Raw genomic sequence first — 17,411 nt, 5'->3', positions numbered from 1 at the left:
GCCGACGGGGAGCTTCCGCGCCTCCGAGTCGTGCCCTGACCAGGGCGCGGACGATCACCGGGGATCCGATTTCACCTGTCGAGCCGGGCCGTGTACTCTTACTCCTGCGCGCCCCACGGGGAGATCGCGCAGGCCCCCTTAGCTCAGTCGGCAGAGCGTCTCCATGGTAAGGAGAAGGTCTACGGTTCGATTCCGTAAGGGGGCTCGAGGGTTCAGCTGGACCCATCGCAGCGGTGTAGCTCAGATGGTAGAGCAAGCGGCTCATAATCGCTGTGTCGCCGGTTCAAGTCCGGCCACCGCTACTCTCGTCTTCCGGGCTCGTTGCCGGTGGTCGTAAGAATGGGCGCTTCTGGCGCCCACTTTGCATGTCCGCGCTGTCAGCGTCTAGGCTGGCGCGTCGTAGTTGTTTCCGTTAGCGAGGAAGGCACTCCGCCGTGGCGAAGGCTACCGATGTCCGGCCGAAGATCACTTTGGCGTGTGTGGAGTGCAAGGAGCGCAACTACATCACGCGCAAGAACCGGCGTAACGACCCCGACCGCATCGAGCTGAAGAAGTTCTGCCCGCGTGACGGTCGGCACACGGTCCACCGCGAGACCCGCTGATAGCTGCCGGCTTCGCGCCGGCCGCTGTCGAAGCTTTCCAATCGCCGATCTGACCGGTCTGGCGCGGCTCCGCTGCCGCCTGCCGATCAGATCGGCGATTGTGCTTTCCGTGTAGGTTCGCGGCATGCCTCTGGACCCTTCCTTCGTCGGCCGGACCTATCCGCCGACCGCCCCCTACCAGGTGGGCCGAGAAAAGATCCGTGAGTTCGCCAGCGCCATCGGTGCCACGGACCCGGCTCATCACGACCCGGAGGCCGCGCGGGCGCTGGGGCACGGCGACGTGGTGGCCCCGCCGACCTTTCCGGTGATCGTCACGATGGCCGCGAGCCGTCAGATCATCGAGGACCCGGACCTGGGCGTCGACTACAGCCGCCTGGTGCACGGCGACCAGCGGTTCGCGTACACCCGGCCGGTGGTCGCGGGCGACGAGCTGGTCTGCACCAACACGATCGAGGACGTCAGCACCCGGGGTGGGCACGGCTTCCTGACCACGCGCACCGACGTGAGCACCGTCGGCGGGGAACCGGTGGTCGCCGTTTGGGCCAGGTACGTCATTCGCGGGGAGGCCTGAGATGGAGTTTCCAGCCAAGACGTTCCGGGTGACCCGCGCCGACCTGGTGCAGTACGCCGGCGCCTCGGGTGACTTCAACCCGATCCACTGGAGTGACCGGGTCGCCACCAAGGTTGGTCTGCCCGGGGTGATCGCCCATGGCATGTTCACCATGGCGCTGGTCGGCCGGGCGGTCACCGAGTGGGCGGGGGCACCGGACGCGGTGGTCGAGTACGGCGTCCGTTTCACCCGACCGGTGGCGGTGCCCGACGACGACCAGGGCACCGAGATCGAGGTGACCGCACGGGTCCGTGACGTCACCGAGGACGGCCTGACCCGCCTCGACGTGACTGCGACCTGCCTGGGCGAGAAGGTGCTCTCGCAGGCCCGGGCAACCATCCGTACGGCACGCTGAACCCTCCTCGCCACGCGTGGCGAGGAGACCGGTTGGGAAAGTCGGGGGGCTACCCGTACACTGGTCCGCCGTGGGGCAAGTGACCCCTGCTCGGTCGTCTGTGACCGCGTGGGGCGAGTGTTGCCACATAGGGGTGTAGCTCAATTGGCAGAGCAGCGGTCTCCAAAACCGCAGGCTGCAGGTTCAAGTCCTGTCACCCCTGCGCCTCAGGCCTGACCGTTCCCGTGGGTCGCGCCGCCACCATGGCGGCGTCCGGCCCGTGGTGGTGGCATCGGCGGGGTGGTTCCGAGGCAATCGGGGCCCTCCGGATGATCCACCGGCCGCGGCCCGTCGCGGGACGGTTGGGCCCGGCCGGCGTGACCAGCGCCGCGTACGCCGCTCGGCGTGCGACCCGAGATTCCGCGACGGAGGGCGAAGTGGCCGACAATAAGCGGCACGGCGAGGACGCCGGCGACGATCGTCTGGATGACGAGATCGTCGACGACGTAGCCGACGACGACGCCACCGGCGCGGACGAGCCGGTTTCCCGGGGCGGCACCGCCACGCGGTCGCGTGCACGGGCGGAGTCGGCGGACAGCCGGCCGGCCACCCGGTCGGAAACGGGTCGGGTGGGCGTGTTCGGCCGCATCGCCCGGTTCTTCCGCGAGGTCGTAGCCGAACTGCGTAAGGTCATCTGGCCGACCCGCAAGGAGTTGCTGACCTACACCGCCGTGGTGGTGACGTTCGTCGCGGTGATGCTGACGATCGTCGGCGTGCTGGACTACGGCTTCGCCAAGGTCGTGCTGTTTGTCTTCGGCAACTCGGACTGACCGGCTGCCTCCAGCCGATAGTGACGGAAGTGAGCGAGCGTGCCTGAGTACGACGAGACCGCCGGACCGGTGGACGAGCAGTCCACGGTCGCGACGGCGGCTGGTGACGAGTCGGTTGAGGCCGCCAGCGAGCCGGAGTTCCCAACGACCGAGCCCGCACCGGACGAGGATTACGACGCTGTCGCCGAGCTGAGGCAGAAGCTGCGTTACGCGCCTGGTGACTGGTACGTGGTGCATTCGTACGCCGGCTACGAGAACAAGGTGAAGACCAACCTCGAGACCCGGATCACGAGCCTCGACATGGAGGACTTCATCTACCAGGTCGAGGTGCCGACCCGGGAAGAGGTCGAGGTCAAGAACGGTAAGCGTTCCCAGATCCAGGCCAAGGTCTTCCCGGGCTACATCCTGGTCCGGATGGAGCTGACCGCCGAGTCCTACTCGTGTGTCCGGAACACCCCGGGTGTGACCGGCTTCGTCGGCGCGACCGACCGGGCCGACCGGCCAGCCCCGCTCTCCCTCGACGAGGTGCTGAAGTGGCTGGCACCGGCCGTCGAGACCGAGCAGAAGAAGGCGAAGCCGGAGATCAAGGTCCTCGACTTCGAGGTCGGCGACTCCGTCACCGTCACCGACGGCGCCTTCGCGTCGCTGCCGGCCACGATCAGCGAGATCAACGCAGACCAGCAGAAGCTCAAGGTGCTGGTTTCGATCTTCGGTCGCGAGACCCCGGTGGAGCTCAACTTCAACCAGGTCGCCAAGATCTGACTGGTCGTCGGCGGCGGGCTCGGCCCGCCGCCGACGTCGGCGTAGTCCTCCCGCTCGACCTCGGCGGACGAGTGGGCTGCGGCCTGCGCTACTCTTGAATGTCGCCGCTGTCGCACCGCGCTGACCGTGCGCGCTCCGAGGGCGGCGACAGCCGCATTTTCCCAGCTCCAAGCCCCAGGAAGTGACATGCCTCCGAAGAAGAAGCTCGTCAAGACGTTCACGCTTCAGCTGCCGGCGGGCCAGGCCACGCCGGCCCCGCCGGTCGGCCCCGCGCTCGGCCAGCACGGCGTGAACATCATGGAGTTCTGCAAGTCCTACAACTCGCAGACCGAGTCCCAGCGGGGCGACATCGTCCCCGCCGAGATCAGCGTCTACGAGGACCGGTCCTTCACGTTCGTGCTGAAGACCCCGCCCGCCGCCCGGCTGCTGATCAAGGCCGCCGGTGTGCAGAAGGGCTCGGGTGTTCCGCAGTCCGAGAAGGTCGGCTCGGTCAGCCGCGCCCAGCTGCGTGAGATCGCCGAGAAGAAGATGGCCGACCTCAACGCCAACGACATCGAGCAGGCCGAGAAGATCATCGCCGGCACCGCCCGGTCGATGGGCATCACCGTCAACGACTGACGTCGGCCCAGGCCGTCGACCCGACCGTGGGAGGGCCCGCGCCGAGCGGCCCGCCAGAGACCACAGGAGTAATCAGCAATGCAGCGCAGCAAGAGCTACCGCAAGGCCGCCGACGTCATCGACCGGTCGAAGCTCTACACCCCCTCTGAGGCCGTGAAGCTGGCCAAGGAGACCACCAACGTCAAGTTCGACGCCACGGTCGAGGTCGCCATGCGCCTCGGCGTCGACCCCCGCAAGGCGGACCAGATGGTCCGCGGCACGGTCAACCTGCCGCACGGCACCGGTAAGACCGCCCGCGTGATCGTGTTCGCCAGTGGCGCGAAGGCCGAAGAGGCCGCCGCGGCGGGTGCCGACGAGGTGGGCACCGACGAGCTGGTCGCCCGGATCCAGGGCGGTTGGCTCGACTTCGACGCGGCGATCGCCACGCCGGACCAGATGGCCAAGATCGGCCGGATCGCGCGGATCCTGGGCCCGCGCGGCCTCATGCCGAACCCGAAGACCGGCACGGTGACCATGGACGTCACCAAGGCGGTGCAGGACATCAAGGGCGGCAAGATCACCTTCCGGGTGGACAAGCACTCCAACCTGCACCTGATCATCGGCAAGGCCTCCTTCACGGAGAACCAGCTGGTGGACAACTACGCCGCGGTGCTCGACGAGGTGCTGCGTGCCAAGCCGTCCGCGGCCAAGGGCAAGTACCTCCGCAAGGTCATCCTCACCACCACGATGGGCCCGGGTGTCCCGGTCGACCCGAACCTGGTGAAGAACCTCCGTGAGGACTCGGCCGAGGCCTGAGCCGACAGTTCGCTCCGCCGGGGCGCCGTCACGACTGTGGCGGCGCCCCGGCGCGTTCATGGTGTGGCAGGCTCGACGCCATGCGACTGGAGAACGTCTGGTTGCGGTACCACCGGCGGGGGCCGTGGGTGCTGCGGGGCGTCGACGTGCGGATCGGTCCGGGCGAGGTGGCGGTCGTGCTGGGCCGCAACGGGGTAGGCAAGTCCACGCTGCTTCAGGTGGCGGCCGGGGTGCTCCGGCCGGGCCGCGGCCGGGTCACCGACCGACCCGCCCGGGTGGGCTGGGTGCCGGAGCGTTTTCCGGCCGACCAGCCGTTCACAGTGGCCCGCTACCTGACCGGGATGGCCCGGGTGGCCGGGTTGGGCAGGGCGGCGGCCGACGAGGCGGTGGCCTCCTGGATCGACCGGCTCGGGCTGTCCGCCTTCCGCTCGGTCCGTCTGCCGGAGCTGTCGAAGGGCACCGCGCAGAAGGTGGGCCTGGCCCAGGCGATGTTGTGCCCTCCCGGCCTGCTGGTGCTCGACGAACCGTGGGAGGGGCTGGACGCCGCCACCCGCGAGCTGGTGCCCGAGCTGATCGACGAGGTGCTCGCCGCCGAGGGGTCCGTTCTGGTCAGTGACCACCGGGGCGAAACGGTCCGGTTGCCGTCCGCGCGCCGCTGGCTGGTGGCCGACGGCTCGCTGACCGAGGAGACGTCCGCGGCGGACGAGACGCTCGCGGTGGTCGAGGTCGCGGTGCCGGCCGCGCGGGCCGCCGGCACCGTCGCCCGGTTGCGCGCCGATGGGCATCACATTCTGCGGGTACGCGTCGACGCCCCCACCGCCGCGCCACCGGCGCGACCCACCGAGCCTCTTCCGGAGGCTGGTGCCGCCCGACCCGCCGAGCCGCCGTCGCAGGTGGTCGGGGAATCGACAGCGGAGCAACCGGACGCGACCGACGCGGTGGTCGAGCCGGCGGCGGGGGAGGCCCGGTGAACGCCCTGATCCGGATGCGGCTGGCGGGTTTCCTGCGGACCGGCCGCGCGATCGCGCCGCTGCTCGCCGGCCTCGTCACGCTCGGCATCCTCTACGGCGGCGGTCGTGCCCAGCCGGCGGAGGCGTACGGCGTCTCGGCCGTGGTCCTCTTCCCTGTCATCGCCTGGCAGACCAAGATCCTCCTGGACGTGGAGCCGGACGTGCAGCGCCGGCTGGCACAGGTGGCGGTCGGGGTGTCCCGCGAGCGGTTGGCCGGTCTCCTCGCGGCCAGCGTGGCAGCGCTGGTGACGGTGGGCGTCGGGCTGCTGTTCCCGTGGTTGGTCGGCGGGGTCTCCGGCCCGGTCGAGCCGGGGGACCGGTCGATCCCGGTCGGGCTCGCGCTGGGGCTGTGGGCGCACCTGGTCGCCGTACCCGCTGCGGTTGCCCTCGGTGCTCTGGCCAGCCGGGCGTCGGTGGGCGGTGCCGGGTACGGCGTCGCGGTGCTCGCCCTCGGCGGTGTCGGCGCGGTGGTGCTCGGCCTGAGCGGCTCGGTGGCTCCCTGGCTGGCACCGCCGATCATGGCCGCCGCCAGGGCCACCGGAGGCGACGCCGCCGCGCTCAGCCTGCTGGGGCTGACCATGTGGGCGTTGGCCTGGAGCGCCGCGGTCGTCGGCGGCTACCTGTGGCGGCGGCGGGCCCAGGGCTGACCCCGCGTCGGTGTCGGTGACGTGGCTCACCTGGCGCGATTTGGTGCTGGTGACCTGGGCGCGTAGTCTTCAACAGTCATCCGTGTTCTCATGGATGTCGAACCACCCAGAGACCGCTGGTCACCGTGCTTCGGCACGGTCGAAGGTCCCGCGACACCGGGCGACCCGCGCAGGGCGGCAAGCGTAACTCGGCAGTGAGCATGGTCCGCCGACCGTGACGATCCGCCGGCCCTCGCCCCGTGCGCCCTGCGCCGGGGCTTTTTCGTTGTCGCGTCGCCTCCGCTCCCGTTCCGGCTTCGGCCGTGACGGGACCAGCCTCGAGTAACGAGAGAGGAGGGACATGGCGGACAAGCCGATTCGTGCCGACAAGGCCACGGCCGTCGCTGAGCTGACCGAGAGCTTCCGCAGCTCGGGCGCCACCGTGCTGACCGAGTACCGCGGTCTGACGGTTTCCCAGCTCACCCAGCTTCGGCGCTCGCTCGGCGCCGAGACCAGCTACATGGTCGCTAAGAACACGCTGGCGAAGCGTGCTGCGACGGACGCGGGCATCACCGGCCTCGACGAGCTGTTCACCGGTCCTACCGCGCTGACTTTCGTTTCGGGCGACGTCGTCGAGGCGGCGAAGGGTCTTCGCGACTTCGCGAAGGCCAACCCGAAGCTCGTCATCAAGGGCGGTGTCTTCGAGGGCAAGGCCATTTCCGCGGCCGAGGTCACGAAGCTCGCCGACCTGGAGTCCCGCGAGGTGCTGCTGGCCAAGCTGGCCGGCGCGATGAAGGGCAACCTGAGCAAGGCCGCGGCCCTGTTCCAGGCCCCGCTGTCGAAGACCGCCCGTCTGGCGGCTGCCCTGCAGGACAAGCGCGAGAAGGAGGGCGCCGAGGCGGCCTGAGGGCTTCCACGGCGCACCAGTTCTTACTTATCAGCATTAGGAAAGGACGCCAGACATGGCGAAGCTCAGCACCGACGAGCTGCTCGACGCGTTCAAGGAGATGACGCTGATCGAGCTCTCTGAGTTCGTGAAGCAGTTCGAGACCACCTTCGAGGTCACCGCTGCCGCTCCGGTCGCGGTTGCCGCGGCCGGCGGTGCCGGCGGTGCCGCTGCCGCCCCGGCCGAGGAGGAGAAGGACGAGTTCGACGTCATCCTCGACGCCGACGGTGGCAAGAAGATCCAGGTCATCAAGGTCGTGCGTGAGCTGACCGGCCTGGGCCTCAAGGAGGCCAAGGACGCGGTCGAGTCCGCGCCGAAGGCCATCCTGGAGAAGGTCAACAAGGAGACCGCCGAGAAGGCGAAGGCCAAGCTCGAGGGTGAGGGCGCCAAGGTCACCCTCAAGTGACCTGAGCTCCACCAGCGCGTACCCGGCTCGTGAGCCGGGACACGAATCGCGTCACGGCGGGCGGTGATCCGACACGGATCGCCGCCCGCCGTGTTGGTGGATCCGGCGCGGACCGGCTCTGAGCTGGGCTCCGACGACCGGCGTCCTGGATCCCGACGGGCGCGGCGGGTCGCCCTCCAGGAGGAAAGAAGTAGCGACCCGGATACCGGCCCTTGACGCGGCACCGGCCTGCCAGGCACGCTGACACCAGCAAGACACCGCGCTTGCGACGGCCACGATGTGGGTATGACAGCGACGGCACCATCGGTCGCGGTCACCCGAGCGGCCCAGTGGGGAGTTGCGTTCTGAGCGGCCCGGCAGACCCCGGTTGACGGGGGCCGAGGCGCGTTCCGCAAACGACCTGCGGGGTGGGCTGGACAGCGGTTAGCCTCTCGGCTACACTGCTAGTTTGCGCTGCCTTCCGACTTGACCCCTGCTCGGAAATGTCCGTTTACGGATAATTCTGGTGGGGTCATTGGAGTGCACGCGTACCAGCCGTTCTGCAGCACCGGTCCTCGGAAGGACGCATCTTGGCAGCTTCCCGCCCTGCGAAGACCAGTCGTACGTCGAGCGCATTCGCTCCCCGCCGAGTTTCATTCGGCAGGATCACCGAACACCTCGAGGTCCCCAACCTCCTTGCCATTCAGAACGAGTCCTTCGACTGGCTCGTCGGCAACGAGGCTTGGCAGGGCCGGTCGGCGGACGACCCGCACGCACGCTCGGGTCTCGCGGAGATCCTTGAAGAGATCAGTCCCATTGAGGACTTCTCCGGCACCATGTCACTTTCCTTCTCGGCGCCGCGCTTCGACGAGGTCAAGGCCTCGATCGAGGAGTGCAAGGAGAAGGACCTGACCTACTGCGCTCCGCTCTTCGTGACCGCGGAGTTCACCAACAACACCACTGGCGAGATCAAGAGCCAGACGGTGTTCATGGGTGACTTCCCGATGATGACGCCCAAGGGCACCTTCGTCATCAACGGCACCGAGCGCGTCGTGGTCAGCCAGCTCGTCCGGTCTCCGGGCGTGTATTTCGACAAGCAGCCGGACAAGACCTCCGACCGCGACCTCTCCAGCGTCAAGGTCATCCCGAGTCGGGGTGCCTGGCTGGAGTTCGACATCGACAAGCGCGACACGGTCGGCGTACGCATCGACCGTAAGCGTCGGCAGGCCGTCACGGTCCTGCTCAAGGCCATCGGATGGTCGGCCGAGCGCATTCGTGAGAAGTTCGGCTGGTCCGAGCTGATGATGACCACGCTCGAGAAGGACCACATCGCCGGCGCCGACGAGGCTCTGCTCGACATCTACCGCAAGCTGCGCCCTGGCGAGCCGCCGACGCGCGAGAACGCCCAGACCCTGCTCGACAACCTCTTCTTCAACCCGAAGAGGTACGACGTCGCCAAGGTCGGGCGCTACAAGTTCAACAAGAAGCTCGAAGTCGACGTGCCGATCACCACGGGCACGCTGACCGAGGACGACATCGTCGCCACCGTGGAATACCTCTGCCGGCTGCACGCCGGTGAGGAGGGCTACGAGGCCGACGACATCGACCACTTCGGCAACCGTCGCCTGCGCACCGTGGGTGAGCTGATCCAGAACCAGGTTCGGGTCGGCCTGTCCCGCATGGAGCGGGTCGTCCGCGAGCGGATGACCACGCAGGACGTCGAGGCGATCACCCCGCAGACCCTGATCAACATCCGCCCGGTGGTGGCGGCGATCAAGGAGTTCTTCGGGACGTCGCAGCTGTCCCAGTTCATGGACCAGACCAACCCGCTGGCGGGCCTGACCCACCGGCGTCGGCTGAGCGCGCTCGGCCCGGGTGGTCTGTCCCGGGAGCGGGCCGGCTTCGAGGTCCGCGACGTGCACCCGTCCCACTACGGCCGGATGTGCCCGATCGAGACGCCGGAAGGCCCGAACATCGGCCTGATCGGCGCGCTGTCCACCTTCGCCCGGGTCAACCCGTTCGGCTTCATCGAGACGCCGTACCGGAAGGTCGTCGAGGGCCGGGTCACCGACCAGATCGACTACCTGACCGCGGACGAGGAGGACCGGTTCGTCAAGGCCCAGGCCAACGCGCGCCTGAAGGCTGACGGCACGTTCGCCGAGGACCGGGTGCTCTGCCGTCGTAAGGGCGGCGAGACCGAGGACGTCGTCCCCGGTGCCGTCGACTACATGGACGTCTCGCCCCGGCAGATGACCTCGGTCGCGACCGCCATGATCCCGTTCCTCGAGCACGACGACGCCAACCGGGCACTGATGGGCGCGAACATGCAGCGCCAGGCGGTGCCGCTGGTCAAGGCCGAGGCGCCGCTCGTGGGTACGGGCATGGAGTACCGTGCCGCGGTCGACGCTGGCGACGTGGTGGTCGCCGAGGTCGGCGGTGTGATCGAGGACCTCTGCGCCGACTACGTCACCATCCACCAGGATGACGGCCACCGCCGGACGTACCTGCTGCACAAGTTCCGCCGCTCCAACGCCGGCTCCTGCGTCAACCAGAAGCCGGTCGTCTTCGAGGGCGACCGCGTCGAGGCCGGTCAGGTCATCGCCGACGGTCCGTGCACCGACGAGGGCGAGATGGCACTCGGACGCAACCTGCTGGTGGCGTTCATGTGCTGGGAGGGCCACAACTACGAGGACGCGATCATCCTGTCGCAGCGCCTCGTGCAGCAGGACGTGCTCACCTCGATCCACATCGAGGAGCACGAGGTCGACGCTCGGGACACCAAGCTCGGCCCGGAGGAGATCACCCGCGACATCCCGAACGTCAGCGAGGAAATGCTCGCCGACCTCGACGAGCGCGGCATCATCCGGATCGGCGCCGAGGTCGTCCCCGGTGACATCCTGGTCGGCAAGGTCACGCCCAAGGGTGAGACCGAGCTGACCCCGGAGGAGCGCCTGCTCCGCGCGATCTTCGGTGAGAAGGCGCGTGAGGTTCGGGACACCTCGCTGAAGGTGCCGCACGGCGAGACCGGCACGGTCATCGGTGTGCGCACGTTCTCCCGCGAGGACGGCGACGAGTTGCCGCCGGGTGTCAACGAGCTGGTCCGGGTCTACGTCGCCCAGAAGCGCAAGATCCAGGACGGCGACAAGCTCGCCGGCCGGCACGGCAACAAGGGCGTCATCTCGAAGATCCTGCCGGTCGAGGACATGCCGTTCCTCGAGGACGGCACCCCGGTTGACATCGTGCTCAACCCGCTCGGTGTGCCGAGCCGGATGAACATCGGCCAGGTGCTGGAGACCCACCTCGGTTGGGTCGCCAAGACCGGTTGGAAGGTCGAGGGCGACGACGCCGAGTGGAAGCGCCAGCTCCGCTCGATCGACGCGCACGAGTCCGAGGGCGACACCAACGTGGCCACCCCGGTCTTCGACGGTGCCCGCGAGGAGGAGATCTCCGGTCTGCTCGAGTCGACCCTGCCCAACCGGGACGGCAAGCAGCTGATCGGTCGTACCGGCAAGGCGCAGCTCTTCGATGGTCGTTCCGGCGAGCCTCTGCCGGACCCGATCGCGGTCGGTTACGTCTACATCCTGAAGCTCAACCACCTGGTCGACGACAAGATCCACGCTCGGTCGACCGGCCCGTACTCGATGATCACGCAGCAGCCGCTGGGTGGTAAGGCGCAGTTCGGTGGTCAGCGTTTCGGTGAGATGGAGTGCTGGGCGATGCAGGCGTACGGCGCTGCCTACGCCCTGCAGGAGCTGCTCACGATCAAGTCCGACGACGTGCTCGGCCGGGTGAAGGTCTACGAGGCCATCGTCAAGGGCGAGAACATCCCGGAGCCGGGCATCCCGGAGTCGTTCAAGGTGCTGCTCAAGGAGCTGCAGTCGCTGTGCCTCAACGTTGAGGTGCTGTCCAGCGACGGTGTGGCCCTGGAAATGCGCGAGACCGACGACGAGGTGTTCCGGGCCGCTGAGGAGCTGGGCATCGACCTGTCCCGGCGCGAGCCGAGCTCGGTCGAAGAGGTCTGAGGTGAGCGGTCGGGGGCCGGTTCGCCGGCCCCCGACCTCACCCGAGAATTAGCAGTACAGACGACGACATAGGGGACATAGTGCTCGACGTCAACTTCTTCGACGAGCTGCGCATTGGTCTCGCCACCGCCGACGACATCCGTCAGTGGTCGCACGGCGAGGTCAAGAAGCCTGAGACGATCAACTACCGCACCCTGAAGCCGGAAAAGGACGGGCTCTTCTGCGAGAAGATCTTCGGTCCGCAGCGGGACTGGGAGTGCTACTGCGGTAAGTACAAGCGGGTCCGGTTCAAGGGCATCATCTGTGAGCGCTGCGGCGTCGAGGTGACTCGCTCCAAGGTCCGCCGTGAGCGGATGGGGCACATCGAGCTCGCCGCTCCGGTGACCCACATCTGGTACTTCAAGGGCGTTCCGAGCCGGCTGGGCTACCTGCTGGACCTCGCCCCCAAGGACCTCGAGAAGATCATCTACTTCGCCTCGTACGTCGTGACGAGCGTGGACGCGGAGTCGCGTCACCGTGACCTCTCGACGATCGAGAACGAGATCCTGGCCGAGAAGCGGCAGTCCGAGAACAGCCGCGACTCGGAGATCGAGAAGCGGGCCGCCAAGCTCGAGGCCGACCTGGCCGAGCTGGAGGCCGAGGGTGCCAAGGCGGACGTCCGGCGCAAGGTCAAGGAGGGCGGAGAGCGCGAGATGCGCCAGATCCGCGACCGGGCCCAGCGCGAGATCGACCGCCTGGACGAGGTGCTGGACACCTTCCGCAAGCTGGAGCCGAAGCAGCTGGTCACCGACGAGCTGCTCTACCGCGAGCTGCGCGACCGGTTCGGTGAGTACTTCACCGGTTCCATGGGCGCCGAGGCGATCAAGGCGTTGGTCCAGAACATGGACCTCGACGCCGAGGCCGAGAGCCTGCGGGAGACCATCCGGTCCGGCAAGGGCCAGCGGAAGATCCGGGCGCTCAAGCGGCTCAAGGTCGTCGCGGCGTTCCTGAACACCCGCAACTCGCCGCTCGGCATGGTGCTGGACTGCGTCCCGGTCATCCCGCCGGACCTGCGCCCGATGGTGCAGCTCGACGGTGGCCGCTTCGCGACCTCCGACCTGAACGACCTGTACCGCCGCGTGATCAACCGGAACAACCGCCTCAAGCGGCTGATCGACCTCGGTGCTCCCGAGATCATCGTCAACAACGAGAAGCGGATGCTCCAGGAGGCCGTCGACGCGCTGTTCGACAACGGCCGTCGCGGCCGGCCGGTCACCGGCCCGGGTAACCGCCCGCTCAAGTCGCTGTCCGACATGCTGAAGGGCAAGCAGGGCCGGTTCCGCCAGAACCTGCTGGGCAAGCGCGTCGACTACTCCGGCCGTTCGGTCATCGTGGTCGGCCCGAAGCTCAAGCTGCACCAGTGCGGTCTGCCCAAGCAGATGGCGCTGGAGCTGTTCAAGCCGTTCGTGATGAAGCGGCTGGTCGACCTCAACCACGCACAGAACATCAAGTCCGCCAAGCGGATGGTCGAGCGTCAGCGCCCGGTCGTGTGGGACGTGCTGGAAGAGGTCATCGGCGAGCACCCGGTGCTGCTCAACCGTGCACCGACCCTGCACCGCCTGGGCATCCAGGCCTTCGAGCCGCAGCTGGTCGAGGGCAAGGCGATCCAGATCCACCCGCTGGTCTGCACCGCGTTCAACGCCGACTTCGACGGTGACCAGATGGCGGTGCACGTGCCGCTGTCCGCCGAGGCTCAGGCCGAGGCGCGGATCCTGATGCTGTCGTCGAACAACATCCTCAAGCCGGCCGACGGTAAGCCGGTCACCATGCCTACCCAGGACATGGTCATCGGTCTGTACCACCTCACCCACCTCACCGCCGGTGAGAAGGGCGAGGGCCGGGCGTTCAGCTCGGACGCCGAGGCGCGGATGGCCTTCGACAACAGCGAGCTGCACCTGCAGGCGCCGGTGCGGATCCGCCTGCGTGGCGTTATCGGTGTCGACAACGGCGCTGGCGCCGAGGCGTGGACCGCCCCGGAGGGCTGGGTCGAGGGTGACCCGCTGACCGTCGAGACGACCCTGGGTCGGGTGCTGTTCAACGAGACGCTGCCGCAGGGCTACCGCTTCGTGAACTACGAGATCCGCAAGGGTCAGCTCTCCGCGATCGTCAACGACCTCGCCGAGCGCTTCCCCAAGGTGGCCCTGGCCGCCACCCTGGACGGGCTCAAGGAGGCCGGTTTCCACTGGGCCACCTGGTCCGGCGTGACGATCGGCATGGAGGACGTCATCGCTCCGCCGCGCAAGGCGGAGATCCTGGCGAAGTACGAGAAGGAAGCCGACCGGATCGACAAGCAGTACCAGCGTGGTCTGATGACCGCCGAGGAGCGTCGCGGCGAACTCATCGAGATCTGGACCAAGGCGACCAACGAGGTCGCCAAGGAGATGGACACCGCGCTGCCGCAGGAGAACCCGCTGTGGAAGATGATCAACTCGGGTGCCCGCGGTAACCTGCTCCAGCTCCGGCAGATCGCGGCGATCCGTGGTCTGGTGGCCAACCCGAAGGGCGAGATCATCCCGCGGCCGATCAAGGCCAGCTACCGGGAGGGTCTGTCCGTGCTGGAGTACTTCATCTCCACGCACGGTGCCCGTAAGGGTCTCGCCGACACCGCGCTGCGGACCGCCGACCCGTCACCTGGGGTGTGGTGATCACCCTGGCCGTGCTGGCCTGGGGGATGTTCGTCCGGGCCCGGCGGCAGTTGATCGTGTCGCTGCGCGAGCGGGCCGAACGGGCCGAGGCGGAGCAGCAACTCCGGGTCGCCCAGGCCCGCCACCTCGAACGCACCCGGATCGCCCGGGAGATGCACGACGTGCTGGCCCACCGGATCTCGCTGCTCAGCCTGCACGCCGGTGCGCTGGAGTTCCGCCCGGACGCGCCGGCCGACGAGGTGGCCCGCGCCGCCGGGGTTATCCGGGGCAGCGCCCACGCCGCCCTTCAGGACCTGCGCGAGGTCATCGGGGTGCTCCGGGCGGAGGACGGCGGCGACGACGCCCCGGAGCCGCCCCAGCCGACCCTCGCCGACCTGCCGGCCCTGATCGCCGAGTCGCGGTCGGCCGGGGTACGGGTCAACGTCAGCGACACCGTCGCCGAGGCGGAGAAGGTGCCGGCGGCGCTGGGCCGGGCCGCGTACCGGATCGTGCAGGAGGGATTGACCAACGCCCGCAAACACGCGGCCGGCGCGGCGGTGACCGTGGACGTGGCAGGCGGGCCGGGCGACGGCCTGACCGTGGCGATCGGCAACCGGTGGCCGGTCGGCGCACCGGCCGGCGGCACCCTGCCGGGTGCGGGCACCGGCCTGGTCGGCATCAGCGAACGGGTCACCCTGGCCGGTGGCCGGCTCGCCTACGGTCGGGACGACAGCGGCGACTTCCGGTTGGCGGCGTGGCTGCCGTGGCCGGCGTGACCGGCGTGCCCGTCCCGGCCGGCCTGCGGTGACCGTGCCCTCCCCTTCTGGTGCGGCGGGGCCGGAGTCGGTCGTGCCGTCGGTGCGCGTGCTGATCGTGGACGACGACGCGCTGGTCCGGGCCGGGCTCTCGATGATCCTCGGCGGTCTGCCGGACCTGACAGTGGTCGGTGAGGCGGCCGATGGTGGTGAGGTGCCCGCAGCCGTCGCCGCGTACGCCCCGGACGTGGTGCTGATGGACATCCGGATGCCGCGGGTGGACGGGCTGACCGCCACCGAGGCGCTGCGCGCCCAGCCACACCCGCCGGAGGTGCTGGTGCTCACCACGTTCGACGCCGACGAGCAGGTGCTGCGGGCGCTGCGCGCGGGTGCGGCCGGCTTCCTGCTCAAGGACACCCCGCCGGCGGAGATCGTGCACGCCGTACGCCGGGTCGCGGCCGGTGAGGCGACGCTCTCCCCGACGGTCACCCGGACGCTGATCGCGCACGTGACCGCCGCTGTCCCCGGTGCGGTCGGGCCCGACCCGCGCAGGGAGCGGGCGGTGCGGTTGCTCGCCGGGCTCAGCGAGCGGGAGCGGCAGGTGGCTGTCGCGTTGGGGCGGGGTCACACCAACGCGGAGATCGCCGGGGAGCTGTTCATGAGTGTGGCGACGGTCAAGGCGTACGTCTCTCGGCTGTTGACCCGGCTGGACCTCAACAACCGGGTCCAGGTGGCCCTGCTCGTCCACGACGCCGGCATCGTCTGACGCAGCCGGTTGGTCGACTCGGCTTCGTTGAAGTCGCGGTGTCCCGCCGTGGAGATGCCCCGACATCAAGGAATCCGATTCGGTACCGGAATGAACTTTCGTCCGACGTCTCCCGTACCAATGGCCGAGGATGTCGGTGCGGTGAGTCCGCCGTACCGCTGCCGAGCTGCGGGAGGCCTGCCGTGCGAGTTGGTGAGCAGTCGACGGATCCCATCGACCAGGTACTGGGTGAGGTGCCAATGCCGGCACCACTGACCCCGGAGGATGTTCGGCTCGCGGTCCGGGCGGTGGTCGTGCACACCGCCGAGGAGTGGCCCACCGGGCCGCTGTGCCGCAACGACGGTGCCTCCTACCCGTGCCGCCTGCACCGCTGGGGGCGGCGCGTGTTGGAGGCGCACGGGCTCAACGAACGGCAGATCGAGGCGTTGATCCGGCACGGCAACCCGTTCGTGCACGTACCCTTCCCGTTCACGGCGACCGGGCCGTCCCCGGCGCGTACCGCCGGGGCCCGGCCGGCGACCACCGGATACCCGGCCCCGGCCGGGCGTACCGGCGGGTTGCCGGCGCGGCAGCAGGCCGCGCGGGCCGTGCCACCGGGTGTACGACCCACCGCTGCTGGCCGGCCGGTGACTGCCCCCGTCACCGCGCCGCGCTGGCCCCGGGCGAGCTGAGCGCGCTACCCCTCCGCCCGCAGACCCGGGGCCGACACGACGTCGGCCCGACGCGGAGATTTCCCTCTCCGCGTCGGGCCGACGTCGCTCCGACAGTGGGCTCAGTCGTTGCCGGCTCCGATGCCGCAGTCCGGCGCCGACCAGCTCGTCGTGTTCGAGCTGCTGTCGCTGTTGTTCTCCCGACGCGAGTCGACGTGCACGTGGTCGTCGTGGTCCGGGTAGCCCGGGCCGTAGATTCCGCTGAACCCGTTGTTACGGGCGGCACGGGCGACCTGGCACAGGGACGACGTGCGTGAGGTGACGTCGGCCGCGTTGCCGTAGAGGTGTTGGCTGTCCGACGCGCCGCCGACCTGGTTGTTGCAGGCGCGACTGCGGAAACCGCTGGACACGTTCAGCGGCTTGTCGCCGAGGCTCTTGCGCAGCGCCTCCAGCTTCCACATGGTGCGCAACGCGTTCTGCTTGGTCTGGGCCGCCGACAGCGGGCCGCCGCTCCACCCGCTGCCACCGCAGCCGTTGTCCAGCTCGCCGTAGCTGAAGTGCGCGGGTGTGCAGTCGTTGTCCTGGAGTTGGTACAGCTTGGCGTAGGTCTGCGGGCCGGCGATGCCGTCGGCGCGCAACCCGTACGCCTGCTGGAACCGCTTGACCGCGGCGGCGGTCTTCGGTCCGTAGCGGCCGTCGTTCTCCACGATGTCCCGGTTGCCGGCCCACCCGGCGACCCGGATCTGCAATTGGCGGACGTCGTCGCCGGAGCGTCCCTGGGTCAGGGTGCGGTTCCACGTGTAGCAGCCGTCCGCATGCGCCGCCGGCGCGGCGACCACCGCGGCGATCGCTGCCCCGGGCAGTGCCAGGGCGAATGCGATGGCAGCACGCTTCAAGGTGTTTACGCGCACAGAAGTCCTCCCGATAGGAGAGCGATTGGGGTGGCCACGGGACATCGACCAAGAAGTCCCGCGATTTCCACCCTGACACTGATCGAGGCGGTTGGAGGCGATTAACGAGAATCGTCCTCACAAACC

General features: G+C 68.9%; 14 protein-coding genes, 3 tRNA genes and 3 pseudogenes. 19 read left to right on the top strand and 1 reads right to left on the bottom strand.

Annotated elements, in window-relative coordinates; genetic code table 11:
- The first annotated feature begins 132 nt into the window (after positions 1-132).
- The 19 genes and pseudogenes from ACWCO3_RS07380 to ACWCO3_RS07290 all read left to right on the top strand — a co-directional run bounded on the left by ACWCO3_RS07380 (position 133) and on the right by ACWCO3_RS07290 (position 16,395).
- A tRNA-Thr gene (locus ACWCO3_RS07380) sits at positions 133-205 on the top strand.
- A 24-nt stretch (positions 206-229) separates the two neighbouring features.
- Positions 230-302 (top strand) — tRNA-Met (locus ACWCO3_RS07375).
- Between the two features lie 132 nt (positions 303-434).
- Positions 435-602, top strand: coding sequence for a 50S ribosomal protein L33 (gene rpmG / locus ACWCO3_RS07370; protein WP_007073056.1), 168 nt, complete (start codon positions 435-437; stop codon positions 600-602).
- A 124-nt stretch (positions 603-726) separates the two neighbouring features.
- The gene (locus tag ACWCO3_RS07365; RefSeq protein ID WP_145778883.1) at positions 727-1,173 is read left to right on the top strand and encodes a MaoC family dehydratase N-terminal domain-containing protein; all 447 of its coding nucleotides are present in this window, start codon (positions 727-729) and stop codon (positions 1,171-1,173) included.
- Position 1,174: 1 nt separating this feature from the next.
- Positions 1,175-1,567 carry a MaoC family dehydratase gene (locus tag ACWCO3_RS07360; protein WP_358076837.1) on the top strand — a complete coding sequence of 131 codons (393 nt, stop codon included), beginning with the start codon at positions 1,175-1,177 and terminating at the stop codon, positions 1,565-1,567.
- A 129-nt stretch (positions 1,568-1,696) separates the two neighbouring features.
- Positions 1,697-1,769 (top strand) — tRNA-Trp (locus ACWCO3_RS07355).
- Positions 1,770-1,983: 214 nt separating this feature from the next.
- Positions 1,984-2,376, top strand: a complete 393-nt coding sequence (secE, locus tag ACWCO3_RS07350; RefSeq protein ID WP_145778885.1) for a preprotein translocase subunit SecE — start codon at positions 1,984-1,986, stop codon at positions 2,374-2,376.
- A 39-nt stretch (positions 2,377-2,415) separates the two neighbouring features.
- Positions 2,416-3,138 (top strand): transcription termination/antitermination protein NusG, encoded by a 723-nt coding sequence (nusG, locus tag ACWCO3_RS07345; RefSeq protein WP_088987561.1) that lies wholly within the window; start codon positions 2,416-2,418, stop codon positions 3,136-3,138.
- A gap of 186 nt (positions 3,139-3,324) precedes the next feature.
- Positions 3,325-3,756 carry a 50S ribosomal protein L11 gene (gene rplK, locus ACWCO3_RS07340; protein ID WP_145778886.1) on the top strand — a complete coding sequence of 144 codons (432 nt, stop codon included), beginning with the start codon at positions 3,325-3,327 and terminating at the stop codon, positions 3,754-3,756.
- A 78-nt stretch (positions 3,757-3,834) separates the two neighbouring features.
- Positions 3,835-4,551 (top strand): 50S ribosomal protein L1, encoded by a 717-nt coding sequence (gene rplA, locus ACWCO3_RS07335; RefSeq protein WP_145778887.1) that lies wholly within the window; start codon positions 3,835-3,837, stop codon positions 4,549-4,551.
- Positions 4,552-4,631: 80 nt separating this feature from the next.
- Positions 4,632-5,522, top strand: coding sequence for an ABC transporter ATP-binding protein (locus ACWCO3_RS07330; protein WP_450008973.1), 891 nt, complete (start codon positions 4,632-4,634; stop codon positions 5,520-5,522).
- On the top strand, positions 5,519-6,208 hold the full coding sequence (locus ACWCO3_RS07325) for a hypothetical protein (RefSeq protein WP_145778889.1): 690 nt from the start codon (positions 5,519-5,521) through the stop codon (positions 6,206-6,208). The genes ACWCO3_RS07330 and ACWCO3_RS07325 overlap by 4 nt, the downstream gene beginning before the upstream one ends.
- A gap of 340 nt (positions 6,209-6,548) precedes the next feature.
- A complete protein-coding gene (gene rplJ / locus ACWCO3_RS07320) occupies positions 6,549-7,094 on the top strand; it encodes a 50S ribosomal protein L10 (protein WP_145778890.1) in 546 nt (181 codons plus the stop codon).
- Between the two features lie 55 nt (positions 7,095-7,149).
- Entirely contained in the window at positions 7,150-7,539 is a 390-nt protein-coding gene (gene rplL, locus ACWCO3_RS07315; protein ID WP_354888649.1) for a 50S ribosomal protein L7/L12, read from the top strand.
- A gap of 569 nt (positions 7,540-8,108) precedes the next feature.
- Positions 8,109-11,540, top strand: coding sequence for a DNA-directed RNA polymerase subunit beta (gene rpoB, locus ACWCO3_RS07310; RefSeq protein ID WP_145778892.1), 3,432 nt, complete (start codon positions 8,109-8,111; stop codon positions 11,538-11,540).
- Positions 11,541-11,620: 80 nt separating this feature from the next.
- A pseudogene (rpoC, locus tag ACWCO3_RS07305) lies at positions 11,621-14,203 on the top strand (DNA-directed RNA polymerase subunit beta'); the annotation flags it as partial.
- 8 nt (positions 14,204-14,211) lie between these two features.
- Positions 14,212-14,979, top strand: a pseudogene (locus tag ACWCO3_RS07300) (sensor histidine kinase); the annotation flags it as partial.
- Positions 14,958-15,724 (top strand): annotated as a pseudogene (locus tag ACWCO3_RS07295) (response regulator). The pseudogenes ACWCO3_RS07300 and ACWCO3_RS07295, both read left to right, overlap by 22 nt.
- A gap of 239 nt (positions 15,725-15,963) precedes the next feature.
- The gene (locus ACWCO3_RS07290; RefSeq protein WP_244311869.1) at positions 15,964-16,395 is read left to right on the top strand and encodes a hypothetical protein; all 432 of its coding nucleotides are present in this window, start codon (positions 15,964-15,966) and stop codon (positions 16,393-16,395) included.
- A 101-nt stretch (positions 16,396-16,496) separates the two neighbouring features.
- On the opposite strand, the gene ACWCO3_RS07285 is transcribed toward ACWCO3_RS07290, so the two are convergent.
- A complete protein-coding gene (locus ACWCO3_RS07285; protein ID WP_145785297.1) occupies positions 16,497-17,285 on the bottom strand; it encodes a D-Ala-D-Ala carboxypeptidase family metallohydrolase in 789 nt (262 codons plus the stop codon).
- Between the last annotated feature and the right edge of the window lie 126 nt (positions 17,286-17,411).

This window comes from Micromonospora sp. NPDC002411 (assembly GCF_053592955.1).
This window is presented reverse-complemented; position numbering and strand designations above follow the sequence as displayed.

Excerpts from the sequence above, each read along its gene's own strand:
- rplK (WP_145778886.1), top strand. The coding sequence starts at position 3,325 with ATGCCTCCGAAGAAGAAGCTCGTCAAGACGTTCACGCTTCAGCTGCCG.
- ACWCO3_RS07290 (WP_244311869.1), top strand. The coding sequence starts at position 15,964 with ATGCCGGCACCACTGACCCCGGAGGATGTTCGGCTCGCGGTCCGGGCG.
- ACWCO3_RS07330 (WP_450008973.1), top strand. The coding sequence starts at position 4,632 with ATGCGACTGGAGAACGTCTGGTTGCGGTACCACCGGCGGGGGCCGTGG.
- rplJ (WP_145778890.1), top strand. The coding sequence starts at position 6,549 with ATGGCGGACAAGCCGATTCGTGCCGACAAGGCCACGGCCGTCGCTGAG.
- ACWCO3_RS07365 (WP_145778883.1), top strand. The coding sequence starts at position 727 with ATGCCTCTGGACCCTTCCTTCGTCGGCCGGACCTATCCGCCGACCGCC.
- rplA (WP_145778887.1), top strand. The coding sequence starts at position 3,835 with ATGCAGCGCAGCAAGAGCTACCGCAAGGCCGCCGACGTCATCGACCGG.
- rplL (WP_354888649.1), top strand. The coding sequence starts at position 7,150 with ATGGCGAAGCTCAGCACCGACGAGCTGCTCGACGCGTTCAAGGAGATG.
- ACWCO3_RS07360 (WP_358076837.1), top strand. The coding sequence starts at position 1,175 with ATGGAGTTTCCAGCCAAGACGTTCCGGGTGACCCGCGCCGACCTGGTG.